A 13,189-nucleotide genomic window follows, 5' to 3' on the forward strand; every position below is an offset into this window, starting at 1 on the left:
GGTTAATCTCTTGGCGGCGGGGGCGCTAAGACTTCACGATTACCGTTGTGCCCCGCAGGAGTAACGACACCACTTTGTTCCATTTGTTCCACCAAACGCGCCGCACGGTTATATCCTATGCGGAATTTACGTTGTACGCTGGAAACCGATGCGCGACGGGTTTCGGTAACAAATGCCACGGCTTCATCGTAAAAAGCATCAACCTCCTGATCACCGCCCTCAGGCTGCTCACCCGGGAGCAGTATCTCTGCCGTGGATTCGGGATTAAGAATTTCGTCGATATATTCTGGCTCGCCGCGTTTTTTCCAGTCAGCCACAACCGCGTGTACTTCATGGTCGTCAACAAAGGCGCCATGGACACGGGTTGGCACCGGACTACCCGGCGGCAAATACAGCATATCACCCATCCCTAACAGGGTTTCAGCGCCTTGCTGATCAAGAATGGTCCGCGAGTCAATTTTACTTGATACCTGGAACGCGATACGGGTCGGGATATTGGCTTTAATCAAACCCGTAATAACATCTACCGAAGGCCGCTGGGTGGCAAGTACAAGGTGTATACCAGCAGCACGGGCTTTCTGTGCGATTCGCGCAATAAGCTCTTCTACCTTTTTACCCACAATCATAATCATGTCGGCAAATTCGTCCACCACAACGACAATGGATGGCAGTTTTTCAAGATCAGGCGCTTCTTCCAGCATACTGTCTTCAGTACGCCAAAGCGGGTCTTTAATGGGTTCGCCGTCTTCGATGGCCTGCTTGATTTTGGCGTTATACCCTTTAAGGTTACGGACCCCAAGCATCGACATTAACTTATAGCGGCGCTCCATTTCGCCCACACACCAACGCAACGCGTTAGAAGCTTCCTTCATATCGGTAACCACTTCCGCTAGCAAATGAGGAATACCTTCATACACAGATAATTCCAGCATTTTAGGGTCAATCATGATCATCCGTACGTCTTCTGGCGTCGACTTGTACAGCAAGCTCAGGATCATCACGTTAACCCCGACGGACTTACCGGAACCTGTGGTACCCGCTACCAATAAATGTGGCATTTTGGCCAGATCAACGACTACCGGGTCGCCACTGATGTCCGCCCCCAGCACCATGGTCAGCGCCGACGCATTAGACTGAAAGGCTTCGCATTCAATCACTTCACTCATGCGCACCATTTCGCGCTTTTTATTTGGCAGTTCAAGGCCAATAACCGATTTCCCGGGTATCACTTCCACTACGCGCACCGACGTAGCCGACATTTCACGGGCTAAATCTTTCGACAGGCTGGTAATTTTGCTTACTTTGACCCCTGGCGCGAGGTCTATTTCAAACCGTGTAATTACCGGTCCCGGATAAACACCAACCACGGCGGCATCAATATTAAAGTTAGCCAGTTTTTCTTCTACCAGGCGGGACACGACATCCAGTTCTTCCTGTGTGATCGGGTTCTCTTTTTTATCCGGACGGTCAAGTAAGTCAAAAGATGGCATCGGGCCAATATCGCCTTCATCTGCATCACTATCACCGCGCGGCGGTCTGATTTGCCTAGCCCCGCGTGCTGCTGGCTGCTGCGGCTGAATCGGTGTTACGCTGGCGGTTTTTCTCGGTTCTGGTTCAGCACTAATTACCGGTTCTTCCGCGCTTAAGTGCTCCCCTACCCCATCATCGGTATCAATAATAAACGGCGGTAAGTCGTCTTCGTCCTCGTCATCCTGAGCAAAAATTTCGTCCGGAATAGTAAAAGAAGGCTCACTGCGCTGCGGCTTCGCTGTCGCTGAAGACGACGTTTCAGTAACACGCTTGTCTGTGCTGGTCTCAGCCGGTGGTTCAGCCCGTAAACTGGTAATATTCAGCTCGTCACTGTCTTTGTCTTTGTCTTTGCTAGCCAGTTTATTTGGCAGAGAAAGCGTAGGCATATTTAACGACAGCAGTTTTTGCGGTGCCTGTATGGATTTTTGACCAAACCAGATAGTTCCCTCACCCAGCTTATCGATAATTAACAGCCAGGAGATACCAGTTAATAAGGTAAAACCAACGCAGCAAAAACACAGTAGTAACAGTACGGTGCCGGCAACATTAAAATACGGCACTAAAGCCGAACTGATGACATCGCCAATTAATCCGCCGGCACTAAAGCTAAATAAGTCATCAAAATTAATACTGGCAATGCCCGTTAACCCAAGCACGATTAAAATGGCGCCAATTAAACGTAAGCCAATGGTCAGATAATCCAGCTCTCGCCAGGTTTTAATATTATGAAAAATAAACCAGCCAACAAAAGCACAGCAAAAAGGCGTGGCGTAAGCCAGATAGCCAAAGGTGAAAAAGAATAAATCAGCTGTCCAGGCGCCCGTTGGGCCAACCCAGTTATGTACGTTGTTTTGCAGCCCAGCCTGACTCCACCCCGGATCGCCCGGATGAAATGAGGCTAGCGCCAGTAACAAAAAAAACGCCAGGGCACAGGCTATTATGATACCTGTTTCCCAGATACGTTGAATGCCAGAAAGTCGCACCATATCCCTAAATATCTCTCTTTGCCGGTGTTTACACGTCACCGGTCATTGATTTTTATCTTTGCGCACAGCCAGAGCCACAAACAATGCTAATGACCCCAAATATCATCATACCATTCAGGCAGCGAGTTGCTATGGCCTTATTTTGTATTAATTCGCAAACTATTGGTACTTTTAACTTCTTCCATAACCACATAGGTTCTTGATGCACTCACTCCGGGTAAGCGCAGCAGTGTATCCCCCAGTAGTTTTCGGTAACTGGACATGTCGGCAACCCTTGCTTTTAACAAGAAATCAAAGTTGCCCGAAACCAGATGACACTCTTGTATATCATCATGTTGCTGAACCGCAGCTGAAAATTCGGCAAAGATATCCACTGACGTTTTGGTCAGCGTAATCTCTACAAATACCAGCATGGCTGCCCCGAGTTTATGCGGGTCCAGTTTAGCGTGATAGCCCAGAATATAGCCCTGTGACTCCAGCCGTTTTACTCTTTCCAGACAAGGACTGGGGCTTAAACCAACTTGTTTGGCCAGTTCCACGTTAGAAATTCTGCCGTCTTTTTGCAGCATCGAAAGTATGTTGCGGTCTATTCTGTCGAGGTGTTTGGGGGTTTTTACCAACATATAATATTTTCCAAAACGGCATTTATAAAGAATATTACACTGTGATTTAAAAAACTACAGCAGATATATTTTAAAACCTTTCGCTATACTCAGCATCATTAGTAACTCAATTAATTTAACAGGCAGAGAGAACTATGTTAGTTGGTGTACCAAAAGAAATTAAAAATCACGAATACCGCGTTGGCTTAACCCCGGCAGCGGTAAAAGAATTTGTGACTCATGGTCATAAGGTACTGGTTGAAACCAATGCCGGCACCGCCATTGGTTTTACCGATGAAATGTATGTTGAAGCTGGTGCCACTATTGCCGCCACAGCCGAACAAATCTTTGCCGAAGCAGAGATGATAGTTAAGGTAAAAGAGCCGCAACCACAAGAGTGTAAACAGTTACGCCGTGGTCAAACCCTGTATACATACCTTCACCTGGCACCAGACCCAACTCAAACCGAACTGCTAATCGAGTCTGGCGCAACCTGTATTGCTTACGAAACCGTAACAGACGCCCGCGGTGGCCTGCCTTTGCTTGCTCCTATGAGTGAAGTAGCTGGTCGTATGTCTGTTCAGGCTGGTGCGCATTACCTTGAAAAAGCCCACGGCGGCAGCGGCACACTGCTTGGCGGTGTGCCTGGTGTTGCACCGGGTAAAGTGCTGGTTATCGGTGGCGGCGTTGTAGGCACGCAAGCCGCTAAAATGGCCCTTGGCCTGGGTGCAGATGTCACTATTCTGGACCGCTCATTACCCCGTTTACGCCAGTTAGACGATATCTTCAATGGTCAGGTTAAAACCGTATATTCTACTGTTGATGCTATCGATCACTACTCAGCCAATGCTGATTTGGTTGTTGGCGCGGTATTAATACCTGGCGCGGCTGCGCCTAAATTGCTCAACGAACAACACATTGCCAACATGAAGAAAGGCTCTGTTATTGTTGACGTTGCTATCGATCAGGGCGGCTGTTTTGCTACATCAAAAGCAACCACTCACCAGGATCCGGTATATATCGTAGATGGCGTTGTTCATTACTGTGTGGCTAACATGCCCGGTGGTGTTGCCCGTACTTCGACGATGGCACTGAATAACGCGACTCTGCCATTTGGTCTGGCATTAGCCAACAAAGGCCCTAAACAGGCGATGATGGAAGATATCCACCTGTTAAACGGCCTGAATGTTCACGAAGGCAAGGTAACTTACAAAGCCGTGGTTGAAGCCCTTGGCGATCAACTGGGCATTCAGTACACCCCTGCGCTCGACGCCTTAGCGTAAAATACGCAGAAGAAAAATTTCAGCGGGGCCTATGTGGCCCCGTTGTTGTTTAGCTTATCAGAAACAAAGGCTAACAATTAACCGCTTGCTCCCCTGCTCTCCACCGTTACCATAAGGATATTTCTGACTGTCGGTGACCGCTGCCATGTGGCTGAGTTACGCTTATTATCTCCTGCTGTTTACTGCACTTTCTGTCATGCTTGCCCAGGTGTATTTTAAACCAGTAAGAACAGAGCACATTCTTACCGCCATCTTTTGTGGTTCTTTAGCCATGGTAGCACTGCAGGTCCTTACGACTGCATCAGGCAGTACAGCGGCTTACGTATTTGCGCTGGGAACCTGTGCTACCTGTAATGTTATCTGGTTAATTGCCAGAGCCCTGTTTCGAGGGGCTAACGCCCTGTCTGCTAAACATTACCTGCTGGCGGCAAGTATCGCCGGTTTAGTGATAGTAAATCGCAGTGCAGAGCTGTTGATCTCAGTAGAGTGGCTTAATAGCCGGGAAATTGCCTGGTTAACCGGCTCAGTGTCAGAAATAACCCGGTTGTTGTCTTCTACCATCCTTGCACTGGCCTTTTGGGAGCCGTTAAGAGGTTTTAGCACTGCCGGTAACACTGCAAAGCGACAGCGATTTTTGTTTGCCAGCATCTTTTTTGTGGGCGTTTTCAGCTGTACGGTAATCACCGAAGGATTGTTAACAGAGGCTGCCCGTCAACAAATCCGACCCTGGCTTGTTGTAATTTCAGCGCTGGCTATCGTCATAACGACCTTTATTATTCTGCTAGCACAGCATAAGCAACGGCAAAATAACGCTCAGCCAGTTAAACGTCCTGCATCACTTTCAGAAGATGACTTGTTACTGGCCAGACAAATCGAGCATCTGATGGAATATGAAAAGCTCTATTTAAACCATGAACTAAAAACTATTGATATTGCTAATGCGCTTAACGTGTCGGAATATAAAGTGGGCCGCGTGATACGCAGCCTGAGCAACGCGGCCAACGTTAATCAGTTTATCAACCGCTACCGCATTGCCCACGCAAAACAACTGCTCACCGCTCAGGAATGCCAACACTGGACAATTCTCGTTATTAGCCTTGAATGCGGTTTCGCTTCGCTGGCACCGTTTAACCGGGCATTTAAGGCAAGCGAAGGCTGCACACCTAATCAGTACCGACAGCAAAAAATACCGCAGGCTCAGGTGTAACGTGAGGAGGTCAATGATCTTCCCTCGTGATCAACTGATAATCCGGGGCCCCCACATCATGATGGTGGCAGCAAAAGTCCCGGCAACCGTGAGCAGAAACATCGCAACAACGGTCAGTGATGCCGTTATTACAGTACGTGAGTGGCGTGATTTTTCAGCGCGCATCACCAGCTCAGCGACTGCCATGGGCAGCAAATAAGACGCAAAGGATAAGATAATATCAGCTGGCCCGTTTAGTGTTGCATTGTTGCCCATGGGCCCCTGATTAATCATAAACCAGCTCATCAGGTACAACCTGAACGTCCATACCCCGTTAATAAGAATAAAGGCGTGAACCGCAAACCGACGATGCTGCGCAAATTGACGAGCCCGTGCATACTTCCACGCGTAATATACCGCGACAATAATAAGAACACCGTTAAGGGTTACGCCCAGTGCACCAGTCACACTCAGGCGGCTACCGGTGATCCACGTCATATACAGGCCGCCAAAGGCCCCCATTAATCCAACAGTAAAATAAACACGGCCATTTAACCGGTGAAGCTTTGGCAATCGCTGTCTTACGCCCGGTAAAAACTGAATAAACGCGGCCAGATTGATGAGGATTACAGGTACTACATGGAGTAATAATAAGGCGTTATTAAAGGTGTCTCCATTGATATAACCTCTGATCATATAGGTATACATCGACTCATCGATGCTACCGTTTATCAGGGGCAAGGCAAATTGCTTAAAGATATACAGCGCAAAAATCCATTGCCCAATAAGCGCTGCTATCAACCAACCCTTAACGGCCAGTGATAATCCGGATTTAATTTTTTCTTTTGACGCTGTTTGCGGGAAAGCGGAAGCGCTAACGGTGTCTGTCATAAATGCATTCTCTTTATTAAAACTGGCTGTAAATTGCCAACTTGCGTAAGAAAATGCTTATCGAATTACAAATTCGATCGTAAAAACAAAGAAAAATGTCTGGCGGCGAGAGATTTAATGGCTGGGCTGACATTTTTGCCAGCCCACATTTGAAAAGGTATTACGCGTTAATACTGTCGTTAACGGTTTTTAAGGTAGCCAGCGGATCGGCTGACTGTGTAATAGGACGCCCCATTACCAGATAACTAACACCAGCTTCGATAGCATCAACCGGTGTCATTACCCGTTTTTGATCGCCAACATCACTGCCGGCAGGACGAATGCCCGGTGTTACCAACAGAAAATCCGTATTGTGCGTTTCACGCAGCATTACCGCCTCTTTAGCAGAACAGACCACACCGTCTAACCCGCTGTCTGCAGTAAGTTGCGCCAGCTTTTTAACCTGCTCGGCCGGCGTGATATCAGGTACCACATCGTTTAGCTGCGACTGATCCATGCTGGTGAGTACTGTTACGGCGATAAGTTTGGTTTGCGGATGCGACGATTCAGCAATGGCTTTTTTTGCTGCCATCATCATTTCCTTACCGCCACTTGCGTGCACATTCACCATCCATACCCCCATCTCGGCCGCCGCTTTGCACGCTTTAGCTACCGTGTTAGGGATATCGTGAAATTTCAAATCAAGAAAGATATCAAAACCCCGGGCAATGAGTGATTTTACAAATTCAGGACCGTAAAGTGTAAACATCTCTTTGCCTACTTTTAGCTTGCAGGCGGTAGGATCCAACTGATCAACCAGGGCAAGGGCCTTATCGGTATCATCAAAATCCAACGCTACAATCACACGGGCATCTTGGCTCATTCTCATTACTCTCCGTCTAAACCTCTAATGGGGTTAACAACCCCCCACTTTTTACAGGATGGGCACAGCCAGTATAACTTGCGACCCGAAAATCCACAGCTCTTACAACGATACCGTGGACGTTGTTCTATTTGTTTCGCAACCAGTTCACCCAACTGTTGGTAGGTTGCTTTCGCATTGGCATCATCACTTAACTCACAGTACAGCTGCATTAAGCGATGAAAACCACGCATGGTTGGTGTTTTTTGTAACTGGTCAAACAGGTAATCCGCCGCTTGCTGTAGTTCTCCCTTGTTGGAAAACACATCAACCATTGCCAGATACAAGGTGGCGCTTTGGATCCAGTTTTCTTTTAACAAGTGTTCAAATTTCTGCCATTCGCCGGTTTCACTGGCAATTTGCTCCAGTAGCGGAATGGCTTCGGTAAACCAGTTTTTATCGCGGTTTGCAATCTGTACCAGGTATTCGCCGGCTTCTTTAAGGCGACCCTGATCAAAAGTCACCTCACCCAGCATCAGCCAGGGTCTTACTGCTTTTTCATCTACGTTGACGGCTTTTTGCAATAACGCCAGCGCAGCCGGAATATCTTCGTTATCCAACTCCAGCTGGGCTTGCTCACAATAAAAGTGCGCTAACTTACTACGTATGCCGTCGTTATCGGCCAGCATCTTTTCAGCCAACTCGATGGCGTGGCTCCACTCTTTAGTCGTCTGATAAATAGCAAAGAGCTGTTGCTGAGCAAAATCGAAATGTTTGTCGCTGTTAAGCAGACTGACAAAGGCCCCTTCGGCCCGTTCCAGAAAGCCTGCTTGCATATAATCGCGGCCCAGCTCTTTCAGCGCTAGTTCTCGCTGGGTAGCCTGAATTTCATCGCGGCTAACCACATTTTGATGGACGCGGATTGCGCGATCGATTTCGCCACGCTGACGGTAAAAATTCCCCATGGCGATGTGGGTTTCAACAGTGTCACTGTTAACGTCGATCATTTTAATTAATGTATCAACGGCCCGGTCGGGCTGATCAGACAGCAGGAAATTTAAACCACGAAAATAGTGTTTTGAGAGAATACTGGATTGTTTACGCTGGGCCTGACGAACACTGTTACGCCCCATTATGTATCCATAACCGGCAGCAACAGGTAACAATAAGAATAACAGCTCCAGCATGGTGCTTATTCTTTCTGCAGCTTGTTGAGTTTTGCCTGAGCTCGCAAGAGTTTTACCCGCAGTGTCAGCCAGCTACTTAAAATAGCCAGAATGCCCACCACAACACCCAGTCCTAACGCAATGGCGATGAGTGTGGCTACCGTCATCTCTGCTTTCGCAATCAGATAATTGACTGAGATCACTGCATCGTTCTGTGAACCTACCGCAATCGCAATTACCAGTATCGCAATAATGCAAAGTAAAAATGCTAAGCCTTTCAAGCGTGTGACCCCATTACTAATAACAATAGTCAGGATAACAAAATGTTGATCCTGTTACAGCATCCAGATACAAAAAAAGCACTGATTACAGTGCTTTTTGTTTATATCTGTTCAGATAAATATCAGGCAATTGATTCGTTTACCCGGTCGCGTAACTCTTTACCAGGTTTAAAGTGAGGAACGTATTTACCGTCCAGCTCTACTGTTTCGCCTGTTTTAGGGTTACGACCCACGCGTGGTGCGCGGTAATGCAAAGAAAAACTACCAAATCCGCGGATTTCGATGCGATCACCTTTTTGTAAGGTTTGCGCCATCTGCTCCAACATTTCCTTGATAGCTGTTTCTAATTCTTTTGCCGGGATGTGGCGTGCCTGATCAGCGAGCCGCTCAATTAATTCAGACTTGGTCATGTGTGAACCTCTTTGTCATATTATCCATCAAACAGCTACATGAACAGGTCAGGTATACGGCTTTACCGTATACCTGATGTCACAAAAAGCTTATTCGCCTTTCGCTGCTTTGAAAGCTTCAGCCATCGCGTTTGCGAAGCCAGCGTCTTCTTGCTGGTTCACTTTATCGATTGCTTCTTTCTCGTCAGCCTGGTCTTTAGCTTTAACAGACAGGTTTACGATGCGGTTCTTACGGTCTACACCGGTGTACTTCGCTTCGATGCTGTCGCCAACGCTAGCAACTTCAGACGCATCTTCGATGCGGTCACGAGAAAGGTCAGCTACACGAATGTAACCGTCAACTTCTTCAGCCAGGTTTACAGTAACGCCTTTGGCATCAACTGCTGTAACTGTACCAACAACGATAGCACCTTTCTTAGTATCTGCAAGGTACTTGTTGAACGGATCTTCTTCAATTTGCTTAACGCCTAAAGAGATACGCTCACGCTCTGGGTCGACTTGTAGTACAACTGCAGAGATTTCGTCGCCTTTCTTATAGTCACGAACAGCGTCTTCACCAGACTTGTTCCATGAAATGTCAGACAGGTGAACCAGACCATCGATGCCGCCGTCAAGGCCGATGAAGATACCGAAGTCAGTGATTGACTTGATCTTACCAGACACTTTGTCACCTTTTTCGTGTGACTTAGCGAAAGTTTCCCATGGGTTATCGATGCACTGCTTAAGACCCAGAGAAATACGACGACGTTCTTCGTCGATTTCCAGAACCATAACTTCAACAGAATCGCCCAGGTTAACAACCTTAGATGGGTGGATGTTCTTGTTAGTCCAATCCATTTCAGAAACGTGAACCAGACCTTCAACACCGTCTTCGATCTCTACGAAACAACCGTAGTCAGTCAGGTTAGTTACCTGACCAGTGATCTTAGTGCCTTCTGGGTAACGTTGAGCAATTTCTTGCCATGGATCGTTACCCATTTGCTTCATGCCCAGAGATACACGTTGCTTGTCTTTGTCGAACTTAAGCACTTTAACGTTAATTTCGTCACCAACATTTACGATTTCACTTGGGTGCTTAACGCGCTTCCAAGCCATGTCAGTGATGTGCAGCAGGCCGTCAACACCGCCCAGATCTACGAATGCACCGTAGTCAGTCAGGTTCTTAACGATACCTTTAACTTCGTGACCTTCTTCCAGGTTAGCCAGAAGAGTTTCACGCTCTGCACTGCTTTCTGCTTCGATAACAGCACGACGAGAAACAACAACGTTGTTACGCTTAGCATCTAACTTGATTACTTTGAATTCAAGCTCTTTGCCTTCCAGGTGAGTAGTATCACGTACCGGACGTACGTCAACCAGTGAACCTGGCAGGAACGCGCGTACACTGTTAACTTCAACAGTGAAACCGCCTTTAACTTTACCGTTGATAACACCCTTGATAGTGGCTTTATCTTCGTAAGCTTTTTCCAGCTCAACCCACGCTTCGTGACGCTTAGCTTTTTCACGAGACAGGATAGTTTCACCAAAGCCGTCTTCTACTGCGTCTAACGCTACGTCGACTTCGTCACCGATAGCGATTTCTAATTCGCCTTCGGCATTTTTAAATTGTTCAGCTGGGATAGCACTTTCTGATTTGAGACCAGCGTCAACAAGAACGATGTCTTTATCAATTGAAACTACAGTACCCTTTACAATTGAACCAGGACGAGTTTCCAGTTCTTGTAAGCTCTCTTCAAAAAGTTGTGCAAAATTTTCAGTCATATGATTAGTAAATAATTTAAGTTGACATCCACATTTCAATCCGGATAACGTGGGGTTATTAAACAGAGTCACCACGTCCTGTGGCAACGATTGCGATGGTAAACCGACTCTTACGCTTAACGTCTTGAGTTGATGATTTCCATTGCACTTTCAAAGACTTGGTTAATGTCCAAATCTGTCGAATCGATGATTACAGCGTCTTCTGCCGGTACCAGAGGTGCAATAGAACGGTTCGCATCGCGGTCGTCCCGAGCCTTGATATCGGTTAAAAGGCGCGCAATATTAACATCCAGGCCTTTATCTTTCAACTGATTATATCGACGCTCCGCTCGGGCTTCAGCGCTGGCGGTCAGGAATAATTTAACGTTGGCATCGGGGAACACCACGGTACCCATGTCCCGACCATCGGCCACCAGGCCCGGCGTTTGCTGAAACGCGCGTTGGCGGCGTAACAGTGCTTCACGCACTCGGGCCAGCGAGGCAATTTGTGACGCAACCGCACCTACTTCTTCAGTACGAATGGCGTCAGTAACGTCTTCACCTTCCAGCACAACGCGGCGCTGTTCGTTGTCAATTTCAAAACTGACGTCAAGACCAGAGGCCAGCGGAACCACTGCCGCTTCATCATCTACCGGTAAGTCATGGTGCATGGCGGCAACGGCAAGCACGCGATAAATCGCGCCACTATCCAGTAAGTGCCAACCTAATTTTTCGGCAATTAGTGCACTTAACGTGCCTTTCCCTGCGCCACTAGGACCATCTACCGTTACTACGGGTATTGGATGCATACCTGCTCCAGTTATTTAATAAAATGTTAATAAGAACTCGAAAACGGGCGCAATTATACGCGTGTAAGCCAAATAGGCAATGACACACGTCAATAAATACCAGTGCATAATACTTAAGTCTGTTGCTTCCGCTCACTGGTTAACCAACCAGCGAACGGAATCATAGCCTTATATTCTGTCTTAGCGATGACAGATTGTGGCAAAACGGGTGAAGTAATCGGGGAAAGTTTTAGCTGTGCAGCCAGGATCGTTAATGGTAACCGGTGTTTCGCTCAGTGAAACCAGTGAGAAACACATGGCAATACGGTGATCGTTATAGGTATCGATAGCCGCGTGCTTAAGTTCCGCTGATGGCGTCACACGAATATAATCATGCCCTTCTTCTACCTCAACGCCGAGTTTACGCAGCTCGGTCGCCATAGCAAACAAGCGATCGGTTTCCTTTACCCGCCAGTTATAAATATTGCGGATACAGGTTTCCCCTTCAGCAAACAGCGCGGTGGTTGCAATAGTCATCGCCGCATCCGGGATATGGTTCATGTCCATATCCACGCCTTTTAATGGCGCACCGTGAATAACAACGCAATCATCAAACCATTCAACCTTAGCACCCATGGCTTCCAGCACATCCGCAAAACGGATATCGCCCTGAATACTTTGTTTACCAATACCGGTAACTTTAACCGTACCGCCTTTAATTGCACCCGCCGCCAGAAAATAGGACGCTGATGAAGCATCCCCTTCAACCATAAAGGTTTCAGGTGCCACATATAGCTGACCGGCTTTAATGACAAAACGCTGATAATCCTGGTTGTCTACCGATACGCCAAATTTGGCCATGGTATCCAGAGTAATATCAATATACGGCTTGGATACCAGCTCACCTTTAATTGAGATGGTAGTATCTTCTGCAAACAACGGCGCTGCCATTAATAATGCGGTTAAAAACTGGCTGGAAACACTGCCATCTACTGACAGTTCGCCGCCTTTTAACTGGCCGCCATTAATTTTAAGCGGTGGATAGCCCGGATTTTTCAGGTACTGAATATCGGCACCGGCTTCCAGCAATGAATCAACCAGGTCACCGATGGGACGCTCTTCCATCCGCGGCTCGCCGGTAAGTTCTACACTCACGTTTGACGCCGCCAGTGCAGCACATAATGGGCGCATCGCGGTGCCGGCGTTACCTAAAAATAAGGTTAACGCTTCGGCAACGTTAAATGCACCGCCCAGCCCGGTAACGGTACATTCTGTTTTATCGTCACTTAACACATACTCAACGCCCAGTAATTTGAGCGCATCCAGCATATGGCGAATGTCGTCACTGTCCAGCAGGTTAGTCAGACGAGTCTGGCCTTTGGCTAAAGCCGCCAGTAATAACGCGCGGTTAGACAGGCTCTTGGAGCCAGGCACGTTGACGGTACCGTCGATTTTTTTGACCGGCTGTAACGTTAACTGCGCCAA

General features: G+C 47.5%; 12 protein-coding genes. 2 read left to right on the plus strand and 10 right to left on the minus strand.

Annotation, left to right across the window (positions count from 1 at the left end; genetic code table 11):
* Window positions 1-2: 2 nt before the first annotated feature.
* Window positions 3-2,516, minus strand: coding sequence for a DNA translocase FtsK (locus BFC17_RS09410; protein ID WP_070176172.1), 2,514 nt, complete (start codon window positions 2,514-2,516; stop codon window positions 3-5).
* Window positions 2,517-2,653: 137 nt separating this feature from the next.
* A complete protein-coding gene (gene lrp, locus BFC17_RS09415; protein ID WP_070176173.1) occupies window positions 2,654-3,139 on the minus strand; it encodes a leucine-responsive transcriptional regulator Lrp in 486 nt (161 codons plus the stop codon).
* Window positions 3,140-3,273: 134 nt separating this feature from the next.
* On the opposite strand from lrp, the gene ald reads away from it, so the two are divergent.
* Together ald and BFC17_RS09425 are read left to right on the plus strand one after the other, a co-directional pair.
* Window positions 3,274-4,401 carry an alanine dehydrogenase gene (ald, locus tag BFC17_RS09420; RefSeq protein WP_070176174.1) on the plus strand — a complete coding sequence of 376 codons (1,128 nt, stop codon included), beginning with the start codon at window positions 3,274-3,276 and terminating at the stop codon, window positions 4,399-4,401.
* A 133-nt stretch (window positions 4,402-4,534) separates the two neighbouring features.
* Window positions 4,535-5,608 (plus strand): helix-turn-helix domain-containing protein, encoded by a 1,074-nt coding sequence (locus tag BFC17_RS09425; RefSeq protein ID WP_139142038.1) that lies wholly within the window; start codon window positions 4,535-4,537, stop codon window positions 5,606-5,608.
* A gap of 30 nt (window positions 5,609-5,638) precedes the next feature.
* Here the strand turns inward: BFC17_RS09425 and BFC17_RS09430 are convergent, their stop codons facing one another.
* The 8 genes from BFC17_RS09430 to aroA form a co-directional block, all read right to left on the minus strand.
* Window positions 5,639-6,478: a DUF2306 domain-containing protein gene (locus BFC17_RS09430; RefSeq protein ID WP_070176175.1), complete on the minus strand. Its 840-nt coding sequence runs from the start codon at window positions 6,476-6,478 to the stop codon at window positions 5,639-5,641.
* Window positions 6,479-6,638: 160 nt separating this feature from the next.
* Window positions 6,639-7,346: an orotidine-5'-phosphate decarboxylase gene (pyrF, locus tag BFC17_RS09435; RefSeq protein WP_229680902.1), complete on the minus strand. Its 708-nt coding sequence runs from the start codon at window positions 7,344-7,346 to the stop codon at window positions 6,639-6,641.
* Complete coding sequence (gene lapB, locus BFC17_RS09440) at window positions 7,346-8,506, minus strand: lipopolysaccharide assembly protein LapB (RefSeq protein WP_070176177.1); 1,161 nt, start codon at window positions 8,504-8,506, stop codon at window positions 7,346-7,348. Before lapB ends, pyrF begins: the two co-directional genes overlap by 1 nt.
* A 5-nt stretch (window positions 8,507-8,511) precedes the next feature.
* The gene (locus BFC17_RS09445; RefSeq protein ID WP_070176178.1) at window positions 8,512-8,766 is read right to left on the minus strand and encodes a lipopolysaccharide assembly protein LapA domain-containing protein; all 255 of its coding nucleotides are present in this window, start codon (window positions 8,764-8,766) and stop codon (window positions 8,512-8,514) included.
* 122 nt (window positions 8,767-8,888) lie between these two features.
* Window positions 8,889-9,176 carry an integration host factor subunit beta gene (gene ihfB, locus BFC17_RS09450; protein WP_070176179.1) on the minus strand — a complete coding sequence of 96 codons (288 nt, stop codon included), beginning with the start codon at window positions 9,174-9,176 and terminating at the stop codon, window positions 8,889-8,891.
* Window positions 9,177-9,266: 90 nt separating this feature from the next.
* Window positions 9,267-10,937, minus strand: a complete 1,671-nt coding sequence (rpsA, locus tag BFC17_RS09455) for a 30S ribosomal protein S1 (RefSeq protein ID WP_070176180.1) — start codon at window positions 10,935-10,937, stop codon at window positions 9,267-9,269.
* Window positions 10,938-11,053: 116 nt separating this feature from the next.
* The gene (cmk, locus tag BFC17_RS09460; RefSeq protein WP_070176181.1) at window positions 11,054-11,725 is read right to left on the minus strand and encodes a (d)CMP kinase; all 672 of its coding nucleotides are present in this window, start codon (window positions 11,723-11,725) and stop codon (window positions 11,054-11,056) included.
* Window positions 11,726-11,905: 180 nt separating this feature from the next.
* Complete coding sequence (aroA, locus tag BFC17_RS09465) at window positions 11,906-13,189, minus strand: 3-phosphoshikimate 1-carboxyvinyltransferase (protein ID WP_070176301.1); 1,284 nt, start codon at window positions 13,187-13,189, stop codon at window positions 11,906-11,908.

The organism is Marisediminitalea lipolytica (genome assembly GCF_001758465.1).
In the GTDB taxonomy this organism is placed as follows: domain Bacteria; phylum Pseudomonadota; class Gammaproteobacteria; order Enterobacterales; family Alteromonadaceae; genus Alteromonas; species Alteromonas lipolytica.